This window comes from Streptomyces sp. NPDC037054 (assembly GCF_055606745.1).
The window spans coordinates 424272-450597 of sequence record NZ_JBVJSJ010000007.1 but is presented as its reverse complement, the minus strand read 5'-3'; the positions used below and the strand labels follow the sequence as shown (position 1 = coordinate 450597).

Genomic DNA, 26326 nt, shown 5'->3' with positions numbered 1-26326 from the left:
GGGACTCGTCACGATTTCCGGGGTGCTCACCACTGCCGTCCGGCAGGTGCGGGAAGGTCACGGCCGATGTACTCGGAGAAGGCGACGGCGTTGTGCGGGTTGTCGCCGAGCCGGACGCCGTTGACGACGACTTCGCGCCGGGCGGCCAGACCGAGCCGGTGCGCCTGCGCGGCCGTGTCGGCGGTGACGATGAACATGCCGACGGCGTCCAACTGGTCGGCACGGCCGCTGAGTCGCTCCCCCGGCGACTTGGTGGCCCGGGCGGCGATGCTGCCCTCCGGGAACTCGATCGTGTGGAACTCGGTGGTTCCCGGGGGCGGGAGGACCACCATCTCGACGGCGTAGCGGGGCGGCCTGCCGGTGAAGCCGAGATCGGGCCGGATGCCGCAGCCGACGTCGACGAGCACCTCGGCGTAGTCGAGGCCGTAGGCCTCGCCGATCGACACCGGGGAGGCGAAGCCCGCCGGACGCGGGTTGAAGTCGATGAGTTCGGCGGTGCCGTCGTCGGCCACCATGAACTCCAGGTGGGTGCCGCCGTGGTGGAACCCCAGACACTCGTGGACCGCCCGGGACGCCGCCACGATCCGTTCCAGGTGCGGGTGGTGGTACGGGGTCTGCATGCCCTGCTCGACGACCGGGTCCGAGGCCAGGACGTAGCGGCCGGTCAGGGTGACGAAGCCGATCTCGCCGCGGTGGACCACGGATTCGACGGAGAGGAGTTCCCCTTCGGCCTTCTCCTCCAGCACGAAGCCGCCGTGGGCCCGGATGTACTCCCGCATGAGCGGGTTGACGACGTCGGCGGTCCCGATCCCGGCCGCGACGCTGTGCAGTTCGGCGAGCGTGGCGACCTCGTGGCACAGGGCGCTGCCGGTGCCGTTGGCCGGCTTCAGGACCGCCGGTCCGGCGAACTGCCAGCTGTCCCAGGTCAGCGCCTCATCGAGCGGGACCCCGCGCAGGGCGCTGAGGCCGGCCTCGTACAGCGTGGTGCGCACCTGGGTCTTGTCGAGGATGCGCAGCAGCGTCCCGGGGCCGGTGGTGGGCAGCCCGGCGAGCTCGCGCAGGGTCGCCTGCCAGGGCAGGGTCGGCTCGAACATGCTGTGCGTGCCGACGACCTCGTACCGGTCGGCCAGCTCCTTCAGCAGACCGCCGAGTGCGCCCGCGTCACTCCAGGACGGGACGGGGACGAGCTCGTCGACCAGGCCGTCGGGCACGGTGAACGGGCCCGTCGCGCACAGGGGGTTGTGGTTGAGGGCGACGATGTCGAAGCCCCGCGCCTTGGCCGCCTGCGCGGTGTAGAGCATGGCGTTCATCATCTCGAAGAGGACGAACGCTTTCCTGCGTGCGGGCATGGCCGCTCTCACTTTCCTGTCGGCGTCGGGACGGCGCCCGCGTGTGCTGTGGCGGGCAGGGCCCCGATGTCGGTGCGGTAGCGCATGCCGGGGAATCCGAGGTGCTCGATCCGTTCGTACGCCCTCTGCCGTGCCCGGTCCGGCGTCGGAGCCGCGCCCACGACGTGGAGCACCCGGCCGCCGCTGGTCCGCGGGGTGCCCTCGGCGTCGCGGCGGACGTTGGCGCAGAACACGAGGGTGTCGGCGGGGCCGTTCGTGACCATGTCCGACGGGGTCAGGCCGTGGACCGGCTGACCGGTCGAGTACGGACCGAAGGGCCAGCCGACCAGGGCGTCGGGATCCGCCGGATCGAGGCAGCCCTGCACGAGTGCGACCGAGCAGCGGGCCAGGCCGTCGGTGACGAGCCGGTGCCGGCCGAGGTCCCGCGCGAGCACGGCCCGGCACAGCTCCAGGAAGTCGCTCTGGATCCCGGGCAGGACGACCTCGGCCTCGGAGTCCCCGAAGCGGGCGTTGATCTCGATGACGACCGGTCCGCGCGGGGTGAGCATCGCCCCGAGGTAGACGAAGCCGGTGAAGTCGAGGCCCTCCGCCTTCAGACCGCGCAGCAGCGGCTCGACGAGCACGGTGCGCAGTTCCTCGCGCAGCGCCGGGGAGTCGCGCGGGTGCGGGGAGATGGAGCCCATCCCGTCGCAGTTCTTGCCCGCGTCGGCCTCCAGGGTGCGCTTGTAGTCCATCGCGGTGGGGAAGAGCATCGCGCTCTCGCCGTCGAGCAGGGCGAAGACGGAGATCTCCTGGCCGGTCAGGCGCTCCTCCACGACGATCCGCAGGCTGTCGCCGGTCCCGGCCGGTGCCGTGGCCGCCTCGGCGGCGAACCGGTCGATCGCGGCGACGGCCTCGGCAGCGGTGTCGCACACGACCGAGCCGTCGCCGTCCGGTGTCAGACCGTCCGTCTTGACGACGCACCGGTACGGCAGCGAGCGCACGTACGCCTTGGCCTTGGCGGCGTCGGTGAACACCTCGAACTCGGGGACCGGAATGCCGTGGTCCCGGCAGAAGTCCTTGCCGCGGGTCTTGCTCGACTCCAGGGCGGCCGCGGCGGCCGTGGGGCCGACGACCCGGTGGCCGGCCTCGCGCAGGACCTCGACGTACCCCTGTGAGAGGGCGTCGATGTTGGAGACGAGGACGAACTCCACCGGGTGGTCTGCGAGGAAGTCGAGGGCGGTCCGCGGGTCGGTGAGCGTGACGGACGGGGCCGGAAGGATCCGGGGATGTTCGATCACGTCGCAGCCGGGGCCGTAGTGGACGGTCACGTCCTGGTTGGTGCGGGTGAGCAGTTCGCACAGGGCGTGCCCGCGTCCGGTGCCGTCCACCACGAGGACGGCGGCGGGTGGGTGGGTCATCGGGTCACCCCGCCCGGGTAGCGGTGAGCGGGGCGGAGGGCACCGCGGTCCAGTCCCGGACGCTGTTGCCGACGTACACGTGGGTGAGCAGACCGCCCCACGCCTCGAAGTAGCGGTCGGCGTTGCCGGTGGCGAGGTCCTCGTTGCGGATCCAGGAGGAGTTCGCCCAGTCGACCTTGGGGCGTACGTGGTGCAGGTCGTGCTGCACGGTGTCGCCGACGAGGATCCACATCCGGTACGGGGCGTAGAGCAGGACCATGCGCAGCCACCAGGCGGTCCAGGCTCCCCAGCGGCCGAGCACGCCGACGCCGGCGGTGTCCGGGACGGGCCGGCCGCAGAAGCGGCCGAAGGTGAGCTGGTCGCGCTGGGCCTTGGTGAGCCGCTCGGCGTTGTCGAACAGCCACCAGCGGTGCTCGCTGAGGGTGTAGAGCAGCGTCTGGTTCTGGAAGAAGAAGGTGGCGGGCAGGAACCAGAAGAGCAGCCACTGGAGCCACCAGCCGGTGAGCGTCACGAAGGCGACGGTGCCGGCCAGGTAGGTGTACGCCATGGCCATCCGGTAGAGCGGCGACCTGGTGAAGAAGTTGCCCCGGATGCGGCTGGAGAGGAATCCCCAGTGGTGGGCCGGGGAGAGGGCCGCCTTCAGCAGGTAGCGGCGGAACTCCCGGCGCGTCATGCCGGGGCGTGCTCCGGTGCTCTGCAGGTAGACCGTGTCGCCGTCCTTGAGGGAACACGGGAAGGCGTGGTGGGTGAGGTGCTCCTCACGGTTGCCGTCGTAGGGCGGGCGCCAGAGCAGGGTGGTGATGATCTCGCTGACCACGCGGTTGCCGGCGGTGGAGCCGGTGAACATGCGGTGCAGCGTCTGGTGGACGACGACCACGTCGAGGCGGCGCATGCCGCCGGCCGTGGTCGGCCAGGACAGCAGGACCAGGGGGACCATGGCGTACCACGGCAGGCTGAGCGCGTACACGCCCATGGACATGCCGACGGCGGTCTGGATCACCCCGGCGACGAGGGCGAGCGTGGGCCGCCAGCGCACGCGCAGCTGGTCACCGGCCAGCGGCACGCCGGTCACCCAGGTCAGGAAGGGCTGGACGGGGCGCGGGAGACCGCGCATCGTCTCACGCGGTCGTATCGGCTCGGGCGGGTGCATCGACAACTCCTCGGTGGACGGGCGGGCCGGTTCAGCCGGCACTGCGGGGGTCCCGGACGCCACCGAAGAGGGCGTCGTTGGTCTCGTGCGTCATGTCCTTGGTCAGGTCGTCGGTGCTGGCCAGGGTCATGTTGACGATGGTGCGGCGGCTCTCGCCGCGGATCGGGTGCACGCGGTGCATCGTGGTGTTGGTCTTGACGACGTAGGCGTCCCCGGGCTCCAGGGCGTAGGAGCGGACCTGACTGCTGATCAGGGCCCCGTACACGTCCGGGTTCTCCTTGTCCCAGGAGGTGTGGGGGACGGCCTGGACGAAGCCGCCCTCGCTGTAGTGCGGTGCCTCCAGGACGAGGATGATGCCGTAGGTGTAGTCGTCCCAGTGCCAGCCGTGCGTGTCGCCGGACTTCCCGAGCCTGCTGATGACGTAGTGCTCACCCGCGTAGGGACACGTGTGCACCTGCTCGCCCACGACCTCGGAGACCAGCCCGAGGAGTTCGGGAGCGAAGTAGAACGCGTCGATGAGCGGTCCTTCGTCCTTGATCACCGGCTGCCCGACGGTGGTCATGCTGCGCGGCGTGTTGTCGGTGATCTCGAAGACGAGGTCATGGCTGACGCCGTGGCGGTCCATGATGTCGCAGGCCTCGTCGCGGATCGCGGCGAAGAGCTCCGGCGGACACATCTGCCGGAGCGGGACGATGTGCTCCGCGTCGAACTGTTCGCGGAGCGCGGCGAGCCTCTCCGCGTCGAAGGCCTCGGCGAAGTGACGGCTCAGCAGGCCGTTCACCTCGGCCGCCGTGACATCGACACCCAGCGCGCTTGCCTCAGCTGACATCTGATTCCCCTCGTGGTGTGATGCGTGCTACGTGGTGGTGCGTGTGGCTGTGGTCGGGTACGTGCGTTACACCTCGGCCGCCCGGCAAAACTCCAGTGCGTGGACCGTGAACCGCTCGCCGGTGAAGTCGGCGCTGCCCAGGGCGCGTTGCGCTTCGAGGAGGGCGAGCATGGTCTCCTTGTGCTCGGCGTAGGCGAGGAGCGGGATGTCCATCTCGAACACTTCGATCGTGCGCGACACGTAACCGCGTGCCTGCATTTCCGCGATCGTGCGCGGGACGTCGGCCAGTGAGGAGTGGGCCATGAGCAGCCGGCCGCCCGGGGCGAGGAGGTCGTCGACGCGCCCCACGACGGTGTCGTAGAGCGCACGGCCGTCCCGCCCCGCCACCAGCGCCGTCTCGAGACCGTTGTCCGTGGCGTAGCTGGGGTCGTAGGGCAGGTGCGGCGGGTTGGTGACCACCAGGTCGAACTTCCGGGCCGGTGCGTACTCCGCGAGGTCGGCGGTGACGCAGGCCAGGCGGTCGGTGTCGAGGCCGTTGCGCTCGACGTTGGTGGTGGTGGCGTCCTCCGAGGCCGCGTTGATGTCGAGGGCGGTGACGTGCTCGGCGCCGGCCGCCAGCAGCGCGACGGTGTAGAGCCCGGACCCGCAGCCCACGTCGAGCGCGTGAACGCCGTCGAGGTCCAGTTCCTCCTCACCGTTCAGCGCGGCCACCAGGCTCAGTCCGCAGTCGGTGGGGAACAGCACCTCCGACGGGTCCCTGACCTCGATGCGCAGCTCACGGCCGCGGAATTCGAATACACCGGAGGAGGGCCGCACGGCCCACAGGGAGCCGCTCTCGCCGTGGGGCAGGACACGTGTCCTGGTGAGCACGTTCGTGGGTGCCTGGGTCATGTCGGCCGTGAAACCTTTCGACTCGTCGCACAAGGGCTGGCCGGAAAATATCTGCGGCCGTCTGGGATTTTTGCAGGCAGAACAATTCGGAGACAGGGCAAAAGGAATTGCTGAACGAAACGCGGGTATTCCGCGGGCCGGCGGCATGGAGTAACGGCCTGCGCGGGTGCGCACGGAAAACCGGTCGCCCGAGCAAACGCGAAAGGGGCGGGGAGAGTCGCCTCTCGACGGCGCTGTCAGAAGGTCGTCGACTGGTTCACGGCGGGCCGCTGCGGATGACAGCAGGGACCAGCGGGGCGGGAGACACCCGCGGGGGGCGAGAAGGACGGCTTCAATCGCCCCAGGAGATACCGGCCCACGGCCGGACTTTCTAGCAACGCACTGCCTCCATTTAGCGGGTGACCAATAACGACCTGGGGGCAGGGGTGTGCCGCACAGGAAGTAGAGCCAGCATTTCGATGGAATCCGGCCGGGCATGGTGTGCGCGGCACTCGGACAAGCTAGTGATCGGCAATGCCGCACGTCAATCACTTTGAGCGCTCAATTTATATGGCCGAAAAGCGCATGCTTGCGGAGTGATTTATTCCAGAACCAACTCGGTGAAGGTTCCCTTGCGAAGCCGGGCATTCCGGGCCGCCGTGACGCCTTCGCTCCACCTCGGCCGGCGGGGCGGGGGGTGGGCACTCCGTGTAACACGGACGAAATGTGGCGGACACGGAGACGAAACCGGCGAGTACTGCAAGGGGGTCGCGGCTCTCGCGTCGCGAACGCTGCTCGGTTTTCAGCCACGGGGGCAGGTGTCGACTCGTCCCTTCGGACCCGCTACCGCGGTTCGGGATGTCCAGGTCGACGGCGGCGACACGGCTCAGCTGAGCCTCGTGTTGGTCAACTTCTTTGAGCCACGGGCCAGTTGGCGTGACGTGGGAGGCCCTCAGGCGTTCGCCGGCCGGGGCGTGCGGTGGGAGCGTTCCGGAGGCAGGTTCCGGTCCACCTCTGGGAGCGCTCCCACCGCACGGGGCGAACGTATCGCCGCCCGGCAGCTGTTGTAAACGGCTCCTGTCATTTCAGGGACCCTCGCCCAACACCTGCCGCAACCACAGTAGTTGACGGCGCACGTGTACCGCGTCGCCGCCCTCGTGCCCGTTGAACGGGTAGGCGTGGATCTCCCGGCGCGGGTCGGCGCCGGTCAGTTCCGCGTAACGGTTGTACGCGGCGTACGCCCCGCTCGGCGGGCACACCGTGTCGCGCAGGCCCACCCCGAAGTGCGCCGGGGCGTGGGCACGGCGGGCGAACGAGACGCCCTCCAGGTAGGACAGCGTGCGGTACGCGGCCTCCTCGGCGCCCCGGTGCACGGCGAGATACGCGGCGATCTCCCCGTACGGGCCCGCGTCCGTCAGGTCCAGCGCGCGCCGGATGCCGCACAGCAGGGGCGCGGTCACCAGTACGGCCGCCAGGTCGGGGACGAGCCCGGCGACGGCCAGCGCGAGCCCGCCGCCCTGGCTGTTGCCGACGGCGACGGTGCGGCCGGCGTCCACGCCCGGCAGCGCGCGCACGGCGGCGACCGCGCGCACCGCGTCGGTGATCAGCCGCCGATAGTGGTGGTCGCGCGGGTCCAGCAGGCCGCGCACCGCCGGTCCCGGGCCACCCGGCGCGTCGGCGTGCGGGTCCGCAGTGGCCCCGCCCGAGCCGTACTGGTCGCCCTGTCCCCGGTTGTCCATCAGCAGATGCGCGTACCCGGCGTTCACCCAGGTGAGCCGCTCGTGCGGCAGGCCGCGTCCGCGCCCGTAGCCCGCGAACTCGACGACGCCCGGGAGGGGTTCGCGCACCCCGGCGGGCCGGCTGAACCAGGCGCGCACCGGGTCGCCGGCGAAGCCCCGGAACGTCACGTCCCGGGTCTCGGTCAGCCGCAGGCCGGTCTCCACCGGCCGCGCCGACTCCACCACCTCGGCGCCGCCCGCCTGTTCAAGGGTGCTCCGCCAGAACGCGTCGAAGTCGTCCGGCTCCTCGGGGCGCGGGCGGTGGCATCGCAGTTCCGACAGGGGAAGGTCGAACGCGGGCACGGCGGCACCTCGCACGGGACTCGGGGACAGGGAGACCGATTGTTGCGGTCGCAGGGCAGAAATTTCCGCCGACCCTAGCAGCCGGATACCGCCGTTCGCCGTCCCCGGAAAGGGAATTGAGCCACGCCGAACCGGGGAAGACCCCAGTCTGCGCAAGCCATTGACAGCGCTTACCGGTGCCCTTAGGTTGCCGCGAAGTTACCGGTAAGAGCTCGAAAGTTTCGATTTCGATTCCGCGTTCCGTGCCCCGGGGAGGCCCCGAGCATGAGCACCTCCACAGCGCCCGGAGGCAGTTGGCGGCGGGCGCTGCGGCGCGACTGGCAGCTGTACTCGCTGGCCGTCCTGCCGCTGCTGTTCTTCCTGGTCTTCCGCTACCTGCCGATGATCGGCAACGTCATCGCCTTCCGCCGGTTCGAGCCGGGCGGCTCGATCCTGGGGGAGGAGTGGGTGGGCCTGCGCTACGTCCGGATGTTCCTGTCCGACCCCACCTTCTGGCAGGTGTTCCGCAACACCCTCTGGCTCGGCGGGCTCACGCTCGTGTTCTGCTTCCCGATCCCGATCGTGCTCGCGCTGCTGCTGAACGAGGTGCGCACCCGGGCCCTGAAGCGGTTCGTGCAGTCGGTGTCGTACCTGCCGCACTTCCTGTCGATCGTGATCGTCGCCGGCATCACCATGCAGATGCTGGCCACGGACGGCCCGGTCAACCACGTGCTCGACTGGTTCGGGCACGATCCGATCCGGTTCATCCAGGAACCCGAGTGGTTCCGCACCATCTACGTCGGCTCGGAGATCTGGCAGACGGCGGGCTGGGGCACGATCCTCTACCTCGCCGCGCTCACCACCATCGACGAGGACCTCTACGAGGCCGCGCGCATCGACGGGGCGAGCCGCTGGCGGCAGATCTGGCACGTCACCCTGCCCGGCATCCGGCCCACCATGATCACGCTGCTGATCCTCAACATCGGCACGTTCCTCGCGGTCGGCTTCGAGAAGATCCTGCTGCTCTACAACCCGCTGACGTATCCGACCGCCGACGTGGTCTCCACGTACCTGTACCGCACCGGCGTGGAGTCCAACAGCTTCAGCTACGCCGCCGCGATCGGCCTGTTCGAGGCGGTCATCGGCCTGATCCTGATCACCTCCGCGAACCAGATGTCGCGCCGCACCGTGGGGACGAGCCTGTGGTGAGCCTGCTGTCCGCGCGCAGACCGCGCACCTCGGTCAACCAGCCGACCCCCGGCTACCGCGTCTTCCAGGGCGTCAACGGGGTCATCCTCACCCTGGTCGTGCTGGTCACCCTCTATCCGTTCGTCAACATCATCGCCCGCTCGTTCTCCGGCGAACGCAGGATCAGGGCCGGTGAAGTGACCCTGTGGCCCAAGGACGTCAACCTCACCACCTACGAAGTGGTCCTCAGCGACGGGATGTTCTGGCGCAACTACGGCAACACCGTGCTCTACACGGTGCTCTCCACCGCCGTGGCCATGGTCTTGACGACCTGTTACGCCTACGTCCTGTCGAAGAAGCGCCTCAAGGGCCGCGGGCTGCTCGTCGGTGTCGCCGTCTTCACCATGTTCTTCACCGGCGGCCTGATCCCCCACTACGTGCTGATCACCAGCCTCGGACTGAAGAACAGCGTGTGGGCGCTGGCCCTGCCGAACGCCATCAGCGTGTTCAACCTGCTGGTGATGAAGGCCTTCTTCGAGAGCCTGCCCGACGAACTGGAGGAGGCCGCCCAGATCGACGGCCTCGGCACCTACGGCACCCTGCTCAAGATCGTGCTGCCGCTGTCGAAGGCGGTCGTCGCGACGATGGTGCTGTTCTACTCGGTGTCCTTCTGGAACTCCTGGTTCAGCGCCTTCCTCTACATGGACCGGGCCGACCTCATGCCCGTGACCGTCTACCTGCGCAACCTCATCGCGGGCGCCACCCAGGGCGGCAACGCCGGGGCCGGCGCCGACCAGCTGACCCAGACCGCGGCCAACATCCAGGCCGTGACGATCGTCCTCACCTCGCTGCCGATCCTCTGCGTGTACCCGTTCGTGCAGCGGTACTTCGTGTCGGGCGTGATGCTCGGCGCCGTCAAGGGCTGACCCGCCCCACCTCGCTCTTCCTTCTCCTCCCCGACCTCCTCCGCCCCCAGGAGCGCCCGTGAACAAGCCCGGCCTGTCACGCCGCCAGATGCTCGCCGCCGCCGGATTCGCCGGCCTCGCGGCCCTCACCGGCTGCGGCAGCGGCGAGGACTCCTCCGACGGCAAGGACCTCACCAAGAAGCGGGAGGGCGCGATGAAGCGGTACCGCGCCGGCGACCGCTTCAAGGCGACCAAGCCGCTGTCGTTCGAGGTCCTGCACAACAACAACCCCGTCTACCCGATGAAGGACGACTGGCTGTTCTGGAAGGAGGTCACCGAGCGCACCGGCGTCACCCTCAAGCCGATCGCCGTCCCGCTCAGCGACTACGAGAAGAAGCGCAGCCTGCTCATCGGCGCCGGCGACGCACCCTTCCTCATCCCCAAGACCTACCCGGGCGGCGAGACCGCGTTCGTGTCCTCCGGCGCGATCCTGCCGGTCAGCGAGTACGTCGACCTGATGCCCAACTTCCGGGACAAGGTGCGGAGATGGAACCTCCAGCCGGAGGTCGACTCGCTGCGCCAGTCCGACGGCAACTACTACCTGCTGCCCGGCCTGCACGAGAAGGCCAAGGCCAACTACTCGCTCTCCCTGCGCACCGACGTCCTCGAAAAGCTCGGCCTGAAGGCGCCCGGCACCTGGGACGAGGTCCGCGAGACGCTGAAGGCGCTGAAGGCGGAGTACCCGGACCGCTACCCGTGGACCGACCGCTGGTCCACCAACACGCCGTTCCCGGCCGGCGCCCTGTTCGGCTACCTCGGCCAGGCCTTCGGCGTCCGGGCCGGCTGGTCCTACCTCAACATCAGCTGGGACGCCGCCCGGAAGGAGTTCGTCTTCACCGGCGCCACCGACGCCTTCCGGTCCATGGTCGAGTACGTCCGCGGCCTGGTCGCCGACAAGCTCCTCGACCCGGAGAGCTTCACGCAGACCGACGACGAGGCCGTGCAGAAGCTGCTCTCCGAGAAGTCCTTCGTGATCAGCGCCAACCCGCAGGAACTCGTCCAGAACTACCGCTACAACCTGCGCAAGCAGGTCGAGGGCGCCGAGATCGAGATGATCCCCGTGCCGATCGGCCCGGCCGGGCCCGTGGTCCTCGGCGGCAGCCGCCTGGAGAACGGCATGATGATCTCCAGCAAGGCCCTGGAGAGCGACGACTTCGTCGCCCTGATGCAGTTCGTGGACTGGCTCTGGTACTCCGACGAGGGCCAGCTGCTGTCCAAGTGGGGCGTCGAGAACGTCACGTACACCAGCTCGGGCCCCGGCCGGTACCGGCCGAAGGACGGCATCAGCCTGCTCGGCTCCGACCCGGACGCCCCGAAGGACATGCAGAAGGACTTCGGCTTCTACAACGGCGTCTTCTCCTACGGCGGCAGTTGGAAGCTGGTCTCCTCCGCCTTCAGCGCGGACGAGAGGAAGTTCCAGGACGCCATGACACGGCGCGAGGAGCTGCCCGTCGACCCGCCGCACCCGCTCCAGGCCGCCGAGCAGGAACAGGCCTCCCTGTGGGACACGCCGCTGAAGGACCACGTCACGCAGAACCTCCTCCGGTTCGTCCTCGGCAAGCGCCCCCTGTCCGAGTGGAACGCCTACGTCGCCGAACTCAAGGCGAAGAACATGCAGCAGCTCGTCGACCTGCACAACAAGGCCCACGAGCGGTACAAGAAGGAGAACGGGTGATCCGCGTCCCCGCCGAGTCCGAGGGAGCGGTGTCCGACGCCTGGCGGACTTGCGTCGGCACCGGCCGCCTCGAACTCGCCCTGCGCCGCGACTACCAGGACTCCCTCGCCCTGCTCCAGCGCGACATCGGCTTCCGGCACATCCGGGGCCACGGCCTGCTCAGCGACGGCATGGGCGTCCACCGCCCCTACGACTGGCAGGGCACCCGCCGCGTCCACCACTCCTTCACCTACGTCGACCAGGTCATCGACGCCTGCCTCGACCACGGCATCCGCCCCTTCCTCGAACTCGGCTTCATGCCCGAGGGGTTGGCGTCGGGGACACAGACGGTGTTCTGGTGGCGCGGCAACGTCACACCGCCGCGCGACTGGCGCGAGTGGGCCGCCCTGGTCCGCGCCACGCTCGGCCACCTCGTCGACCGCTACGGCGCCGACGAGGTCCGCAGCTGGCCCGTCGAGGTGTGGAACGAGCCCAACCTGCCGGCGTTCTGGCAGGACGCGGACGAGACGGCGTACCACCGGATGTACGAGGTGACCGCGCACGCCGTGAAGGAGGTCGACCCGGAGATCCGCGTCGGCGGGCCCGCGATCTCGCCCGGCGCCGACGCATGGCTGGAGCGGTTCGCCGAGTTCACCGACCGGCGCGACGTCCCCGTCGACTTCGTGTCCCGGCACGCCTACACCTCGGGACCCGCCCAGCACGTGCCGTTCGCCGTCCACCAGACGCTCGGGGAGGCGAGCGCCCTGCTCGACCAGTTCGCCGCGCCCCGCCGCGTTCTCAAGGGCACCCGCCTCGGCGAACTCCCGGTGCACATCACGGAGTTCAACTCCTCCTACCGGCCCGACAACGCGATCCACGACACCGCGTTCCACGCCGCCTACCTGGCGCCCGTCGTCGTGGCGGGCGGCGACCACGCCGACTCCTTCTCCTACTGGACGTTCAGCGACATGTTCGAGGAGACCGGCGTGCCGACCGCCCTGTTCCACGGCGGCTTCGGCCTGCTCACCCACCGGCAGGTGCGCAAACCGACCTACCACCTGTACGCCTTCATGGCCCGGATGGGCGGGCAGCGCCTCGCACGCGGCGCGGACCACCTGGTGAGCCGGGGCGCCGACGGCCGGGTCACCGTCCTCGCCTGGGCGCCCGTCGACCCGACCGGCGAGACGCCCGGCCCCGAGCGGCACACCCTGCGCATGTCCGTCCCCGTCGGTGACCGGCCGGACGGCGAGGCGTTCGTCCGGCGCTCCACCGTGGACGAGGAGCACGGCAACGCGTACGCGGCCTGGCGGCACCTGGGCAGCCCGCGCTCCCCGAAGGCCACGCAGCTCGACATGCTGTACGAGGCCGCCGAACCCGCCCGCAGCCACCGGCGGCTCCCGATCGAGGACGGCCGGGTCGACCTGGCCCTCACCCTCGCCCGGCACGAGATCACCCTCGTGGAGCTGACCCCGGTCGAGGACGAGACACCGCCCTGGTGGGACCAGCGGCGACTGCTGGGCGGAGAGGCGCCGTGAGCGGCGCCGCCCGGCCGGCGCGGGGGAGCGGCTTCGGCGCCGGGCCGCTCTCCCGCGCCGCCGCCCTCGTCCACACCCTCGTCACCGTCGAGGTGCTGCTGCTCCTCGCCGCCTCGCCGGGCCTGGCCGCGCTCCTGCTGCTCGGCCCCGGCGCGGCCGGACCGGTTCTCCCGGCCCTCTGCCTCCTGCCGCTCGGACCGGCCCTGTCCGCCGCGCTGTACGCCCTGTACCACCGCCGGCACGACCTCACCGAGCTGCACCCCGCCCGCACCTACCGGCGCGGCTGGCGCCTGAACGCCGTGCCCGCCCTCAAGCTGTGGGCGCCGCTGCTCGCCTGGCTCACCGTCATCGCGTTCACCCTCACCCACTTCCCCGCGTCGGGCCTGCCCCGCTGGTGGGCGGCCCTGCTCGGCGTGATCGGCGCGGTCTCCCTGCTGTGGGGCGCGCACGCCCTCGTCCTCACCTCCCTGTTCGCGTTCCGGGCCCGCGACACCGCCCGGCTCGCCGCGTACTTCACATTCCGGCACTGGCGCGCCACCCTCGGTGCCGCCTCGCTGCTCGTCCTGACCGGCGCGCTGACCGCTCTCCTGACCGAGGCCCTGCCCGCTCTGCTCGCCGCCCCGCTGCTGCTGTCCCTGCTGCACAGCAGCCGCCCGGTGATCGCCGAGACGCGGACGCACTTCACCTCGGACCGCGACGCGTCACCGCCTCGGTAGACGTACGGCACCGCTCACCCGCCGCGCGCCACCGCCTCAGTGGATCCGCCGCCCGCGCGCGTCCGGCACCCCGGACTTGCGGAAGAAGTAGCTGTTGACCTGGTCCCGCCACTCGCGGGCGCAGCGCACCTGCTCCTCGTACAGCTCCGTCACGCGCGCGTGACGCGCCGGTTCCACCAGGTTCGCGAGGCCCGCCCACACCCGGCGGGCCTCCTCCGCCTCCGTCACGCCCTCGAAGTGCGTGTCGTAGATGTGCTGGATCACGGTCGTCCCGCTGTGCAGGACGTGCCCGTACGGCACGTGGTGGAAGAACAGCAGCAGTTCGTCGGGGCAGGTCCCGGTCGACTCGTACACCTCGGCCCACGGCTCGGCGTACTGCGCCGCGTAGCCGGTGCCGGTCGCCGCGCTGCGGTCCACGCCGACGCCGTCCCGGTCGGCGAAGTGGTAGGTGCCCCACGGGCTGTACTCGTAGCCGTCCACGCCCGGCCCGTAGTGATGCCCCGGCTGGACCATGAACCCCACCCCGAGCGGCGCGGTGTACTTCTCGTACGTCCGCCACGAACCGTCCAGGACGGCGCGCAGCCCGGCCACCAGTTCCCCGGGGGCGCCCGGGTGGGTCAGCGCGATCCACTCGCCGAGGATCCGGCCGGGGTCGGCGTCCGGCTCCCAGGCCAGCCGGCCGAAGGTGTACAGGTTCGCCTGGGCCAGCGGATGCCCGGTCCAGAACGGGTCGTCCCCGGCGTTCGACACCGCCACGAGGCCGCCGCGCGCCAACTCGCCGACGGGGGGCCCGCTTTCCCCCTCGGGCCGGAAGCGCAGCACCTCGCTCCACATCGGCCCGAGCCAGCACACGTGCCGCTGCTGCCCGGTGTACTCCTGCGTGGCCTGCACCTCCACCGCGAGCCGGGTCCGGGGCATCGCGCCGATCAGCGGTGACACGGGCTCACGCACCTGGAAGTCCATCGGCCCGTGCTTCACCTGGAGCACCGCGTTCGCCGCGAACTCCCCGTCCAGCGGCGTGAAGTGGTCGTACGCGGCACGCGCCCGGTCCGTCGTGCGGTCCCGCCAGTCCTGCCGGTGGTCGTAGACGAAGGCCCGCCAGCGCACGGTCCCGCCGTACGGCTCCAGCGCGGCGGCCAGCATGTTCGCGCCGTCGGCGTGGCTGCGGCCGTAGGCGAACGGGCCGGGCCGGCCCTCCGAGTCGGCCTTCACGACGTACCCGCCGAAGTCGGGGATCGCCTCGTACACGCGCCGGGTCGCCTCCGCCCACCAGTCGCGCACGGCCGCGTCCAGCGGATCGGCGGTGGCCGCACCGCCCAGCACGACCGGCGCGGCGAACGTGACCGACAGATGCGTGCGGATGCCGTAGGGCCGCAACGCGTCGGCGATCGCGGCGACTTCACCGATCCGGTCGGTGAGCAGGCGCGCCTCGGTCTCGTGCACGTTGACGTTGTTGACGGTGAGCGCGTTGATCCCGCAGGCCGCGAGCAGCCTGCCGTAGGCGCGCACCCGGTCCAGGTCGCCGCGCGCCCGGCCGTCCGCCCAGAACAGCGAGCCGCCCGCGTAACCGCGCTCCACCTGGCCCATCACGGGGTGCACGGCGACGTTGTCCCAGTGATCCAGCACGCGCAGCGCGGTCGCCGGGCGGTGCGTCTCGCGGGGACGCTCACCGCCGAAGGCCTCGGGCCCGAGCCGCACGACGTGGAAGAGCCCGTACAGCAGCCCGCGTTCACCGGCGGCCGTGACGGTCGTCGTGCCGCCCTGCCGCAGAACGGCGAAACCCTCGTCACCCAGCTCGAGTTCCAGCCCCGCCCCGTCCGCGTCGCCCAGCGACAGCACGAGGTCGTACGGCCCGTCGCCCGCGTCCCGCGCCACCCGGCCGCCGAACCGCCCGCAGGCGGCGGCCACTTCGCCGTGCACGGTGTCCACCAGCGCCCCGGCACCCCGGACCAGGGTCGACCTCTCGCCGACAGCCCGGAAGGCGGTGTCCGGCAGCCACGCGGGGTCGACCTCGACGGGCGCGACGGGCGGGGGAATCGACATGGAATCCTCGGGAACTCGGCGACTGCCTCGGCCCGGTCATTGTGGTGCATCCGCGCCCCGGGGGGTACCCCGTGGGGCAGGAGGGGACGACGGGTTCGGCCCGGGGCGCCGAACACCCCGGGCCGAACCCGCCGTTACTGCTCGTGACGTTCCGTCAGGACAGCAGCTCCACCTCCGCCAGCGTGGCCTCCCCGTCCAGGACCAGCCGGTAGTGCCGGTACGCGCCCGGCTCCGGCACCGAGAACGCCCGGGTCTGCCGGTCCCAGCGGAACGACTCGCCGGAGCGCCGGTCCAGGTCCTTCCAGGTGTCGCCGTCGGCCGAGCCCTGAAGCACCCACCCGGTGGGCGCCTTGGCACGGTCGGCCGACGTCAGCGTGTACTGCGCGGCCTTCGTCTCCTCACCGACCGGCAACTCCACCGCGGACACCGCCGCGTTCGTCGCCGACGTGTCGTCGAACAGGGCTCCGTCGCCGTCCAGGACGTCCGCGCGCGGCGTCGGCACCTTGTCGTCCCGCGTGACGGACACGGGCGCCGCGTCCTCACCCGTGCCCCACGACGACGGACGCGGGCCCATGTCGAACTCCAGCACCCCGCCCTTCGCGAGCAGCGAGTGCGGCAGCGACGTCTTCGTCCACGCGCGGCCGTTGACCTTCAGGCCCTGCACGTACACGTTCCGCGCGCTGTTGTCCGGCGCCTTCACGACCAGCTCACGGCCGTTCTCCAGGTGCACGGTCGCCTTCTTGAACAGCGGGGAGCCGACCGCGTACTCGCCGCTGCCCATCACCAGCGGGTAGAAGCCCAGCGCGGAGAACAGGAACCAGGCCGACTGCTCGCCGTTGTCCTCGTCGCCGTGGTAGCCCTGCCCGATCGCGCTGCCGGTGTAGAGCCGGGACAGCACCTCGCGCACGTTCTTCTGCGCCTTCCAGGGCTGCCCGGCCGCGTCGTACATGTAGATGGCGTGGTGGGCGACCTGGTTGGAGTGCCCGTACATGCCCATCCGGACGTCCCGCGCCTCCGTCATCTCGTGGATGACGCCGCCGTAGGAGCCGACGAACTCGGGCGAGGCCGTCTCCGGCGTGGAGAAGTACTCGTCGAGCTTGTCGCCGAGGCCGTCCCGGCCGCCGTACAGGTTGGCCAGGCCCCGGCTGTCCTGCGGGGCGGTGAAGGCGTAGCCCCAGCCGTTGGTCTCGGTGTAGTCGTGGCCCCACACGCGCGGGTCGTACTTCTCGGACGGCACGCGCCAGTCGCCCTTGGCGTTCCTGCCCTGGAAGAAGCCGGCCTTCGCGTCGAAGAGGTTGACGTAGTCCCGGGCGCGGTTCAGGAAGTACTCCGACTCCTCCTTGTAGCGCTTCTCGCCGGTCTCGTCGTAGAGCTTCTGTCCCATGCGGGCGATGCCGTAGTCGTTGAGGTAGCCCTCCAGCGCCCACGACAGGCCCTCGTGCGTCTCGGTGCTCGTGTAGCCGAGGAACGGCGAGGCCGCCATGCCCTTGCGGCCCACGCCGGACGCCGGGGGCACGACGGTGGCGTTCTTCACGGCCGCGTCGTACGCCGCCTTCTCGTCGAAGTCCACGCCCTTGACGTACGCGTCCGCGAACGCGACGTCCGAGGACGTGCCGGTCATCAGGTCGGCGTAGCCGGGGGAGGACCAGCGGGAGGTCCAGCCGCCGTCCTTGTACTGCTGCACGAACCCGTCGACCAGCTCACCGGCCCTGCCCGGCGTCAGGAAGGAGTACGCCGGCCAGGTCGTGCGGTAGGTGTCCCAGAATCCGTTGTTGACGTACACCTTGCCGTCGACGATCTTCGCGCCGGTGTGCGTCGGCGTGTCCGGGTTCGGCATCGGGGAGAACGGCGAGGCGTACTTGTGCTTCCCGTCGACCTTCTCGAAGCCCGAGTTCGGGTACAGGTACAGCCGGTACAGGCTGGAGTACAGCGTGGTCAGCTGGTCCGGCGTCGCGCCCTCCACCTCGACCTTGCCGAGCAGCTCGTCCCACTGCTTCTGGGCGCGGTTCTTCACGGCCGCGAAGTCCGTGCCGTCCGGGAGCTCCTGACGCAGGTTGTCCTTCGCCTGGTCGACACTGATCAGCGAGGTGGCCAGGCGCAGCGTCACCGTGCGGTCCTCGCCCGCGTCGAACCGCAGGTGTCCCTTGACGCCGGAGGAGTCACCGCCGGTGACCGGCTTGTCGAACACGCCGTACACGAACAGCCGGGTCGCGCCCGCCGACAGCCCGGACTTCACGTCCGAGTAGCCGGTGACGATCCCGTTCTCCTTGTCGAGCGTCAGGCCCGCCTGGTCGGTGACGTTGTCGAACAGCACGCTCGCGTCGTCACCGGGGAAGGTGAAGCGGAGCATCGCCGCGTGGTCCGTCGGCGTCATCTCCGCCTTCAGGCCGTTCTCGAACCGCACGCCGTAGTAGTGCGGCCGCGCGGTCTCGTTCTCGTGCCGGAACGCCAGCTCCCGCGCCTCCCGGCCCAGGTCCGGGGTGCCGGACGCGGCGGACGGCATCACCTGGAACGTCTGCCGGTCACCCATCCACGGGCTCGGCTCGTGACTCGCGCTGAACGCCTGGATCGTCGGCAGGTTGTCCGCGTTGTTGCCGCGCGCGTAGTCGTACAGCCAGCTCAGGGAGCCCGCGTTCGTCACCGGCGTCCAGAAGTTGAAGCCGTGCGGCACGGCCGTGGCCGGGAAGTTGTTGCCGCGCGAGAAACCGCCGCTGGAGTTCGTGCCGCGCGTCGTCAGCGCGTAGTCCGACGGATGCGCCTTCGGCGCCTCGGGCGGCACCGGCCGGATCGTCACGTCGTCCACCCAGCCCCGGAACTTCGCCGGGCCCTTCGGGGAGTCGTACGCCACCAGGATCCGGTCGACGGTCTTGCCCGCGGCGACCGAACCGATGCGCGCGGTGACGTCGTTCCACTGGTTGACGTAAAGGATCTTCGCCGCGCCCTGCCCGCGCGGCGTCAGCGGGAAGCCGTGGCTGTCGGTGGCGCCCAGGTCGCTGAGGTAGGTGCCGTCGGTGAAGGCGAGGTCCACGGAGACGTTCGTGGCGTCGTAGTCCAGGTCGCCGTCCGCCATGGAGGGGAAGACGCGGTAGCCGAGCCGGGTGTTGCGCTCCACGGCCACGTTCACGTCGAAGACCTTGTTGTACGAGTACGCCCGGCCGTCCGCCGTGTGGCGTCCCGCGTACCTGAGGGCCCGCTTGCCCGTGAAGCCGGCGCCCGCCTTCGCGGTGGGGGAGCCGCTCGGGCCGCGGTCGACCAGCGACAGCATGTCCTGCGGCACCGGCCCGTCGCTGCCACCCGTGGAGAACTGCACGTCGGCGAGCTGGAGGATGCCGCCGCCGTTGTTCTTCGTGACGTCGAGCCGGAAGTGCCGGAACTCGGCCGGCTCGGCGAGGTCGTACGTCTTCGCCTGGAACCGCTCGGAGAAGGACTCGCCGGAGCGGGTGTCGAGCGTCTTCCAGTCCTTGCCGTCCGCCGAGCCCTTCAGCGTCCAGTCCGCGGGGTCGCGCTCGGCGTGGTCGTTGGCCGAGGTGAGCGCGTAACGGGCGAGCCGCACGGGCTCGTCCAGGTCGAACTCCACCCAGCCGGCCGGTTCGAACGCCAGCCACTTGGTGCTGGGCTCGCCGTCGACGAGGTTCTCCTTCACCTCGCCGCCGCCGGTGTTCTCGGCGCTCGCCCGCACGTCCGTGACGTGGTCGGTCACGTTCCCCGGTATGCCGCTGCTGTACCCGCCGTCGACCCCGGAGGCGCGCTTGCCGCCGTCCGGTGCCGTCTCGACGGTGTTCAGCCAGTCCGGGGCCGGATCGTCCGCCTCGAACGAGGAGGCGAACTCCCGCCCGGCGGCGTCGGGGGCCTCGGGCAGGGCGACCGCCACGCCCTGCGAGCCCACGGCCATGACAAAGGCGGTCGTGACCACGACCGCCGGACCCCATCTGTGGCGTGCTCTGCGCTGCATACCCGGGTCAGCCTCCCTGCACGTCGGACAACGTTGTCAGCTTCGATGCGCAAGGAACAGTAGTGGGTCAAGTGCCAAGCGGTGTCAAGGGTGTTGAGTAGGGCATTCGGGGCCGATGCCGGGGATTTTTCCGTCGGGGAACGCACAGGCCGCTCATATTTCCGCGAGGTCTCACTTCGGAAAAGACCCACGGCGAACCTTGCATTCGATCTTGCTCCGCTGGCGGGAAGTGGACTATACCTGTCGGCGTTCGCACCCTTCCGTACCGTGAGCGGTCAGCACTCCCGAGTGCGCCCCGCACGACCCGCATTTCCTGCACGACCCAGCGTGACCCGATCGCGGTGCCGGGGAGGATCCGGTTCACCGCCTGAGTCCTGGAGAAGGCGAGGACTTGAGCATGGGATCCACCCACACCGAGACCAACGGTTCCGAGCACGGCGGCACGACGGGAGTCGGCCGCCGCGACCTCATCAAGCGGTCCGCCGCGCTCGGCCTGGTCACCGTCCCCACCATGAGCTTCCTGTCCGCGTGTGCCAGCGGCGGCGGGGGCGACGAGCAGGAGAAGGCGAAGGGCGGCAAGAAGACCGCCAAGAACCCGCTCGGCGTCAACGACAGCGCGCAGATGGAGTTCGTGCTGTTCGACGGCGGCTTCGGCAAGGAGTACGCCGAGGACGCCGTCAAGATCTACGAGCAGAACTTCCCCAAGGCGAAGGTCAAGTTCTCCGCCACCCAGAAGATCCAGTCCACGCTCCAGCCCCGCTTCAACCAGGGCACCCCGCCGGACCTCATCGACAACTCCGGCGCCGAGCAGATGGACATGGGCGTCCTGGTCGGCAAGAAGCAGCTCACCGACCTCACCGCCCTGCTCGACGCCCCGTCCTACGACGACCCGAACAAGAAGGTCCGCGACACGCTGCGCCCCGGCATCGTGGAGATGGGCCAGTTCGACGGCGAGCAGGTCTGGATCCTGTACTACGCCTACACGGTGTACGGCGTCTGGTACTCGCAGAAGGCGCTGGACTCGCTCGACGAGCAGTACCCGGAGACCTGGGACCAGATGCTCGCCGTGTGCGAGAAGGCCAAGAAGAAGGGCATGGCGGGCTGGACCTACGCGGGCAAGTACCCGTACTACGTCCCGTTCTCGCTGTACCCGATGATCGGCAAGGTCGGCGGCCGCGAGGTGCTCGACGCCATCGACAACCTGGAGCCGAACGCCTGGAAGCACCCGGCGGTCAAGGCCTGTTTCGAGGCCTACTACGAGCTCGTCAAGAAGGGCTACGTCCTCAAGGGCACCCCGGGCCTCGACCACGTCCAGTCGCAGACCGCGTGGGCCAAGGGCAAGGCGCTGTTCATCCCGAACGGCTCCTGGGTGGAGAACGAGTCGGCGAACGTCATCCCGGCCGACTTCGACCTGGCCGTGTCCGCGCCGACCGGCCTCGACAGCTCCGACAAGCTGCCCTTCGGCACCATCTGGGCCTCCGGCGGCGAGCCCTTCATCGTGCCGGCCAAGGCGAAGAACGGCGCCGGCGGCATGGAGCAGCTCCGCATCATGCTGAGCGAGGCGTCGTCCAAGAACTTCACCAGCAAGGTCAAGTCGCTCACCGCCTACAACGGCGGCACCGACGGCATCAGCCTCACCCCGGGCCTGAAGGCCGGTGTCGCGGCGCTGGAGAAGGCCGGCGAGAACGTGGTGAACCCGCGGATCCAGGACTGGTACGTGCAGCTCCAGAAGGAGAAGATCGGTGTCGCCGGTCTCGGCGAGATGATGGCCGGACGCATCACCCCGGCCGAGGCCATCAAGAAGATCCAGGGCTTCGCCGACGAGGCGGCCAAGGACACGTCGATCAAGCACTACAAGCACCAGTGACGCAACGTCACCAGGGCCTGTCCGGCGTGTCGTCCGCGCCGGGCGGGCCCTGACGGCGGTACCCGCGCGCAGATCGGGGTCGGTAGCAATGCAGCACGGCAAGTACCGGTTCATCGTGGGGTTCCTGGCGGTTCCCCTGGGGCTGTACGCGCTTCTAGTCGTCTGGCCGTTCATCCAGTCCATCTACTACTCGTTCACGGACTGGACCGGCCTGAGCCCCGACTTCAAGACGGTCGGCTTCGACAACTACGAAAGGATGCTCGACGACGACATCTTCTGGAAGTCGCTCCAGCACAGCCTGCTGTTCGCGCTGCTGCTGCCGGTGGTGACGATCGGCCTCGCGCTGTTCTTCGCCTTCATGATCAACGTGGGCGGGCGGCGCCGCCGCGGCGGACCGGTCATCACGGGCGTCCGCGGCTCCGGCTTCTACAAGATCGTCTACTTCTTCCCGCAGGTGCTGTCCATCGCGATCGTGGCGCTGCTGTTCGCGTTCGCGTACAACCCGGACAGCGGTGCCATCAACTCGCTGCTGAGGGGCATCGGCCTCGGGGACCTCCAGCCGGTGTGGCTCGGCGATCCCGACCTCGCGCTCTGGTGCGTGATGGCGGTGATCGTGTGGTCCACGGTCGGCTTCTTCGTGGTCCTGTTCTCGGCGGGCATGGCGTCCATCCCGGCGGACCTCTACGAGGCGGCGCTGCTGGACGGGGCGAACCGCGTCACCACCTTCTTCCGGATCACCCTGCCGCTGCTGTGGGACACCGTGCAGTCCGGCTGGGTCTACATGGGCATCCTCGCCCTGGGCGCCGAGTCGTTCGCGGTCGTGCACATCATGACGACCGGTCCGGGCGGCCCCGACTACTCGACCACCGTCATGGTCCTGTACGTGTACCAGAAGGCCTTCCGCGACGGTCAGGCCGCCTACGCCACCACCATCGGCGTCGCCCTGCTCATCGTGACGCTGGCCTTCGCGGCCGTCGTGATGCGGCTGGGCCGGCGCGAGCGGCTGGAGTACTGATCAATGAAGACGACCGAACCCCCCGCTCCCGTGCCGGCCGAGCCCGGTACGACCGTGACGAAGACGGACGCGCCGCCGGCGCCGCCGCAGAAGGAGAAGAAGGAGGGCACGGTCCTCAACGTCTTCTCCCACGGCATCCTCGTCCTGTGGGCCTTCATGGTGGTCCTGCCGCTGCTGTGGGCGGTGATGACGTCCTTCAAGGACGACGCCTCGATCTTCGGCTCGCCCTGGTCGCTGCCGGACAAGCTGCACTTCGACAACTGGTCGCGGGCCTGGACCGAGGCCCACATGGGCGACTACTTCCTCAACACCGTGCTGGTGGTGGGGGGCTCGCTCATCGGCACGCTGGTGCTCGGCTCGATGGCGGCGTACGTGCTGGCCCGCTTCGACTTCCCGGGCAACCGGTTCATCTACTACCTGTTCATCGGCGGCATGAGCTTCCCGATCATGCTGGCGCTGGTCCCGCTGTTCTACGTCGTGAACAACATGGGGCTGCTGAACACGCTCCACGGTCTGATCCTGGTCTACATCGCGTACTCGCTGCCGTTCACCGTGTTCTTCCTGACGGCGTTCTTCCGGACCCTGCCGTCGTCGGTGGCGGAGGCGGCGTTCGTGGACGGCGCCTCGCACACCAGGACGTTCTTCCAGATCATGCTGCCGATGGCCAAGCCGGGCCTGATCAGCGTCGGCATCTTCAACTTCCTGGGCCAGTGGAACCAGTACATGCTGCCGACGGTGCTCAACACCGACCCGGACAAGCGCGTCCTCACCCAGGGTCTCGTCCAGCTGGCGGTCAGCCAGGGCTACAAGGGCGACTGGTCGGGCCTGTTCGCCGGGCTGGTGATGGCGATGCTGCCCGTGCTGGCGGCGTACATCATCTTCCAGCGGCAGGTGGTGCAAGGCCTCACGGCAGGCGCGCTGAAGTAACCGCGCGCCCCCGGCGGAGAGAATGCTCCGCGCCTCCCCGCGCCTCTCCGTAGCCCTGTGCCACCGCTCGTACGCACGCCGTTCCCGCCCCCGGGGACGGCGTGCGGCGTTGTGAGCATGTGCCCCGATGCGGTTCAACCTCTTGACGGTAGGCAACCCGAACGGGTCAGCTTAGAGTTCACTAGTTGGACATAGACGGGGCCTCATCGATGCGGTCCCGCGCGCAGGAGGTCGTCGTGGAGACTCCGGGGTCGCAGTCGTCGCTGCACCGAGCCAACCTGGAGAGGGTCGTCCGAGCCGTACGGCTGGCCGGATCACTCACCCAGGCGGAGATCGCGAGGACGACGGGCCTGTCGGCCGCGACGGTCTCCAACATCGTGCGGGAACTGAAGGAAGGCGGAACCGTCGAGGTCACACCCACCTCGGCCGGTGGCCGCCGGGCCCGTGCCGTCTCGCTCAGCGGCGACGCGGGCATCGTCATAGGGGTCGATTTCGGCCATACGCATTTGCGCGTCGCGGTCGGGAACCTCGCCCACCAGGTGCTGGCCGAGGAGGCCGAGCCGCTGGACGTGGACGCCTCCTCGACGCAGGGCTTCGACCGGGCGGAGGAACTGGTCAGCCGCCTGATCGCGGCGACCGGCGTGGACCGCTCGAAGATCGCCGGCGTGGGCCTCGGCGTGCCCGGTCCGATCGACGTCGAGTCGGGCACCCTCGGGTCGACCGCCATCCTGCCCGGCTGGGGCGGCACCAAGCCCGCCGAGGAGCTGCGGGGGCGGCTCGGCGTGCCGGTGCACGTCGACAACGACGCGAACCTCGGCGCCCTCGGCGAGATGGTCTGGGGGAGCGGGCGAGGGGTGCGCGACCTCGCCTACATCAAGGTCGCCAGCGGTGTCGGCGCCGGCCTCGTGATCAACGGCAAGATCTACCGCGGCCCGGGTGGCACAGCGGGTGAAATCGGGCATATTACTCTTGATGAATCCGGCCCCGTCTGCCGCTGCGGAAACCGGGGCTGCCTGGAGACCTTCGCGGCCGCGCGCTACGTCCTGCCGCTGCTCCAGTCCAGCCACGGCACCGATCTCACGCTGGAAGGAGTCGTCCGGCTGGCGCGGGACGGCGACCCCGGCTGCCGTCGAGTGATCGCCGACGTCGGCCGTCACGTCGGCAGCGGAGTCGCCAATCTGTGCAACCTGCTGAACCCGAGCCGGGTGGTCCTCGGCGGTGATCTCGCCGAGGCCGGTGAGCTGGTGCTCGGGCCCATCCGGGAGTCCGTCGGCCGCTACGCGATCCCCAGCGCGGCACGTCAACTGTCCGTTCTCCCCGGGGCACTTGGGGGCCGTGCGGAGGTGCTCGGAGCGCTCGCTCTCGCACTCAGCGAGATGGGCGATTCCACCCTTTTGGACGGCTCCCTCCCCACGGCGACACCCGCCTTCACTTAGAGAACGGATGGCACCGTTGCCAACCCGTTAAGGATTTACTTCTTGACGTCGCACGTGTGGCCGAGTTGACTTCCAGCCACCTCGGCCGCAACGACGCGGCCTCGTCAGGGAGGTTTTTCGAAGTGAACACGCGTATGCGTCGTGCCGCTGTTGCCGTTGCCGCCGGTGCGATGGCCGTCTCGCTCGCCGCCTGTGGCAGTGCCAAGGAGTCCGGCGACAAGACCGAGTCCTCCGGCTCCGCCGCGAAGGGCGACAACATCAAGGTCGGTCTGCTCCTGCCGGAGAACAAGACCGCGCGCTACGAGAAGTTCGACCGCCCCTTGATCGAGAAGAAGATCAAGGAGCTCACGAACAACAAGGCCGAGATCCAGTACAACAACGCCCGTCAGGACGCCAACCTGCAGGCCCAGCAGGTCGACACCATGATCACCAACAAGGTGGACGTCCTGATCCTGGACGCGGTCGACGCCAAGGCCATCAAGAACTCCGTGCAGAAGGCCGCCGACGCCGGCATCAAGGTCGTCGCCTACGACCGCCTCGCCGAGGGCCCGATCAGCGCCTACACCTCGTTCGACAACGTCGAGGTCGGCCGCACCCAGGGCAAGGCCCTGCTGGAGGCCCTGGGCGACAAGGCCAAGGACAGCCAGATCGTCATGATGAACGGCTCCGTCACCGACCCGAACGCCGCCATGTTCAAGCAGGGCGCCCACGAGGTCCTCGACGGCAAGGTCAAGGTCGGCAAGGAGTTCGACACCAAGGAGTGGTCGCCGGACAACGCCAACGCCAACATGGAGGCCGCGATCTCGGCCCTCGGCAAGGACAAGATCCAGGGCGTCTACTCCGCCAACGACGGCATGGCGGGCGGCATCATCACCGCCCTGAAGGCCGCCGGCATCAAGGTCCCGGTCACCGGCCAGGACGCCGAACTCGCGGGTGTGCAGCGCATCGTCGCCGGTGAGCAGTACATGAGCGTCTACAAGCCGTACGCCCCGGAGGCCGACGCCGCCGCCGAGATGGCCGTCGCGCTGGCCAAGGGCGAGAGCCTCGACTCCATCGCCAAGGACAAGGTCTCCAGCGGCAGCGCCAAGGACGTCCCGTCCGTGCTCGTCCCGGTCACCTCGCTGACCAAGGACAACATCAACGACACCGTCATCAAGGACGGCGTCTACACCGCCGCCGAGATCTGCACCGGCAAGTACAAGGCCGCCTGCGACAAGCTCGGCATCAAGTAACCAGCCAAGTCCCCTGCCGCGTACGGGAATCCGGCCCGGATTCCCGTACCGCGACCGCATGAGGGGACGGCTGCCCCGAGGCTCCTCCGGCGCCCCGCGCATCAGACAGCCCCGCAAGCTCGTGGCGGGGCGCCGGAC

At 69.7% G+C, this 26326-nt stretch carries 18 protein-coding genes; 10 read left to right on the top strand and 8 right to left on the bottom strand.

The features are described 5' to 3' along the window. Nucleotides 1–26 precede the first annotated feature (26 nt). From ACZ7D7_RS19850 to ACZ7D7_RS19825, 6 genes are all read right to left on the bottom strand, one after another. Nucleotides 27–1349 (bottom strand): ATP-grasp domain-containing protein, encoded by a 1323-nt coding sequence (locus tag ACZ7D7_RS19850; RefSeq protein WP_470825792.1) that lies wholly within the window; start codon nt 1347–1349, stop codon nt 27–29. Between the two features lie 8 nt (nt 1350–1357). After that, complete coding sequence (purD, locus tag ACZ7D7_RS19845) at nt 1358–2749, bottom strand: phosphoribosylamine--glycine ligase (protein WP_470825790.1); 1392 nt, start codon at nt 2747–2749, stop codon at nt 1358–1360. A gap of 4 nt (nt 2750–2753) precedes the next feature. Further along, a complete protein-coding gene (locus tag ACZ7D7_RS19840) occupies nt 2754–3941 on the bottom strand; it encodes a fatty acid desaturase (RefSeq protein ID WP_470825788.1) in 1188 nt (395 codons plus the stop codon). Further along, nucleotides 3931–4728 (bottom strand): HalD/BesD family halogenase, encoded by a 798-nt coding sequence (locus ACZ7D7_RS19835; RefSeq protein WP_470825787.1) that lies wholly within the window; start codon nt 4726–4728, stop codon nt 3931–3933. The genes ACZ7D7_RS19840 and ACZ7D7_RS19835 overlap by 11 nt, the downstream gene beginning before the upstream one ends. A 66-nt stretch (nt 4729–4794) precedes the next feature. Beyond that, nucleotides 4795–5619, bottom strand: coding sequence for a methyltransferase (locus ACZ7D7_RS19830; RefSeq protein WP_470825786.1), 825 nt, complete (start codon nt 5617–5619; stop codon nt 4795–4797). 1064 nt (nt 5620–6683) lie between these two features. Next, nucleotides 6684–7679: an acetylxylan esterase gene (locus ACZ7D7_RS19825; RefSeq protein WP_470825785.1), complete on the bottom strand. Its 996-nt coding sequence runs from the start codon at nt 7677–7679 to the stop codon at nt 6684–6686. Between the two features lie 264 nt (nt 7680–7943). Here ACZ7D7_RS19825 and ACZ7D7_RS19820 point away from each other — a divergent pair, with 264 nt between their 5' ends. From ACZ7D7_RS19820 to ACZ7D7_RS19800, 5 genes are all read left to right on the top strand, one after another. Continuing rightward, nucleotides 7944–8867 (top strand): ABC transporter permease, encoded by a 924-nt coding sequence (locus ACZ7D7_RS19820; RefSeq protein WP_470825783.1) that lies wholly within the window; start codon nt 7944–7946, stop codon nt 8865–8867. Then, complete coding sequence (locus tag ACZ7D7_RS19815; protein WP_470825782.1) at nt 8864–9772, top strand: carbohydrate ABC transporter permease; 909 nt, start codon at nt 8864–8866, stop codon at nt 9770–9772. Before ACZ7D7_RS19820 ends, ACZ7D7_RS19815 begins: the two co-directional genes overlap by 4 nt. A gap of 88 nt (nt 9773–9860) precedes the next feature. After that, entirely contained in the window at nt 9861–11486 is a 1626-nt protein-coding gene (locus tag ACZ7D7_RS19810; RefSeq protein WP_470825857.1) for an ABC transporter substrate-binding protein, read from the top strand. Beyond that, the gene (locus ACZ7D7_RS19805; RefSeq protein ID WP_470825781.1) at nt 11483–13000 is read left to right on the top strand and encodes a GH39 family glycosyl hydrolase; all 1518 of its coding nucleotides are present in this window, start codon (nt 11483–11485) and stop codon (nt 12998–13000) included. The genes ACZ7D7_RS19810 and ACZ7D7_RS19805 overlap by 4 nt, the downstream gene beginning before the upstream one ends. Then, nucleotides 12997–13716, top strand: coding sequence for a YesL family protein (locus ACZ7D7_RS19800; RefSeq protein WP_470825780.1), 720 nt, complete (start codon nt 12997–12999; stop codon nt 13714–13716). Before ACZ7D7_RS19805 ends, ACZ7D7_RS19800 begins: the two co-directional genes overlap by 4 nt. A 36-nt stretch (nt 13717–13752) precedes the next feature. Here ACZ7D7_RS19800 and ACZ7D7_RS19795 read toward each other — a convergent pair whose 3' ends face one another. Both ACZ7D7_RS19795 and ACZ7D7_RS19790 read right to left on the bottom strand, forming a co-directional pair. Continuing rightward, nucleotides 13753–15759, bottom strand: coding sequence for an alpha-glucuronidase (locus ACZ7D7_RS19795; RefSeq protein WP_470825779.1), 2007 nt, complete (start codon nt 15757–15759; stop codon nt 13753–13755). A 154-nt stretch (nt 15760–15913) separates the two neighbouring features. Beyond that, nucleotides 15914–19711 carry a GH92 family glycosyl hydrolase gene (locus ACZ7D7_RS19790; protein WP_470825778.1) on the bottom strand — a complete coding sequence of 1266 codons (3798 nt, stop codon included), beginning with the start codon at nt 19709–19711 and terminating at the stop codon, nt 15914–15916. A gap of 397 nt (nt 19712–20108) precedes the next feature. Here ACZ7D7_RS19790 and ngcE point away from each other — a divergent pair, with 397 nt between their 5' ends. The 5 genes from ngcE to ACZ7D7_RS19765 all read left to right on the top strand — a co-directional run bounded on the left by ngcE (nt 20109) and on the right by ACZ7D7_RS19765 (nt 26188). Next, on the top strand, nt 20109–21578 hold the full coding sequence (gene ngcE, locus ACZ7D7_RS19785; protein ID WP_470825777.1) for an N-acetylglucosamine/diacetylchitobiose ABC transporter substrate-binding protein: 1470 nt from the start codon (nt 20109–20111) through the stop codon (nt 21576–21578). Nucleotides 21579–21666: 88 nt separating this feature from the next. Further along, complete coding sequence (locus ACZ7D7_RS19780) at nt 21667–22593, top strand: carbohydrate ABC transporter permease (protein ID WP_470825776.1); 927 nt, start codon at nt 21667–21669, stop codon at nt 22591–22593. A 3-nt stretch (nt 22594–22596) separates the two neighbouring features. Then, a complete protein-coding gene (locus ACZ7D7_RS19775) occupies nt 22597–23520 on the top strand; it encodes a carbohydrate ABC transporter permease (RefSeq protein ID WP_470825774.1) in 924 nt (307 codons plus the stop codon). A 236-nt stretch (nt 23521–23756) separates the two neighbouring features. Further along, nucleotides 23757–24956 (top strand): ROK family transcriptional regulator, encoded by a 1200-nt coding sequence (locus ACZ7D7_RS19770; RefSeq protein ID WP_470825772.1) that lies wholly within the window; start codon nt 23757–23759, stop codon nt 24954–24956. 134 nt (nt 24957–25090) lie between these two features. Continuing rightward, nucleotides 25091–26188 carry a sugar ABC transporter substrate-binding protein gene (locus ACZ7D7_RS19765; protein WP_470825856.1) on the top strand — a complete coding sequence of 366 codons (1098 nt, stop codon included), beginning with the start codon at nt 25091–25093 and terminating at the stop codon, nt 26186–26188. Nucleotides 26189–26326 lie beyond the last annotated feature (138 nt).

What these genes read in the sequence shown, in the direction of transcription:
- ACZ7D7_RS19830 (WP_470825786.1), bottom strand. Translation starts at nt 5,619, where the DNA reads ATGACCCAGGCACCCACGAACGTGCTCACCAGGACACGTGTCCTGCCC.
- purD (WP_470825790.1), bottom strand. Translation starts at nt 2,749, where the DNA reads ATGACCCACCCACCCGCCGCCGTCCTCGTGGTGGACGGCACCGGACGC.
- ACZ7D7_RS19835 (WP_470825787.1), bottom strand. Translation starts at nt 4,728, where the DNA reads ATGTCAGCTGAGGCAAGCGCGCTGGGTGTCGATGTCACGGCGGCCGAG.
- ACZ7D7_RS19780 (WP_470825776.1), top strand. Translation starts at nt 21,667, where the DNA reads ATGCAGCACGGCAAGTACCGGTTCATCGTGGGGTTCCTGGCGGTTCCC.
- ACZ7D7_RS19850 (WP_470825792.1), bottom strand. Translation starts at nt 1,349, where the DNA reads ATGCCCGCACGCAGGAAAGCGTTCGTCCTCTTCGAGATGATGAACGCC.
- ACZ7D7_RS19795 (WP_470825779.1), bottom strand. Translation starts at nt 15,759, where the DNA reads ATGTCGATTCCCCCGCCCGTCGCGCCCGTCGAGGTCGACCCCGCGTGG.
- ACZ7D7_RS19810 (WP_470825857.1), top strand. Translation starts at nt 9,861, where the DNA reads ATGCTCGCCGCCGCCGGATTCGCCGGCCTCGCGGCCCTCACCGGCTGC.
- ACZ7D7_RS19765 (WP_470825856.1), top strand. Translation starts at nt 25,091, where the DNA reads ATGCGTCGTGCCGCTGTTGCCGTTGCCGCCGGTGCGATGGCCGTCTCG.
- ACZ7D7_RS19775 (WP_470825774.1), top strand. Translation starts at nt 22,597, where the DNA reads ATGAAGACGACCGAACCCCCCGCTCCCGTGCCGGCCGAGCCCGGTACG.
- ACZ7D7_RS19820 (WP_470825783.1), top strand. Translation starts at nt 7,944, where the DNA reads ATGAGCACCTCCACAGCGCCCGGAGGCAGTTGGCGGCGGGCGCTGCGG.
- ngcE (WP_470825777.1), top strand. Translation starts at nt 20,109, where the DNA reads ATGGGATCCACCCACACCGAGACCAACGGTTCCGAGCACGGCGGCACG.
- ACZ7D7_RS19790 (WP_470825778.1), bottom strand. Translation starts at nt 19,711, where the DNA reads ATGCAGCGCAGAGCACGCCACAGATGGGGTCCGGCGGTCGTGGTCACG.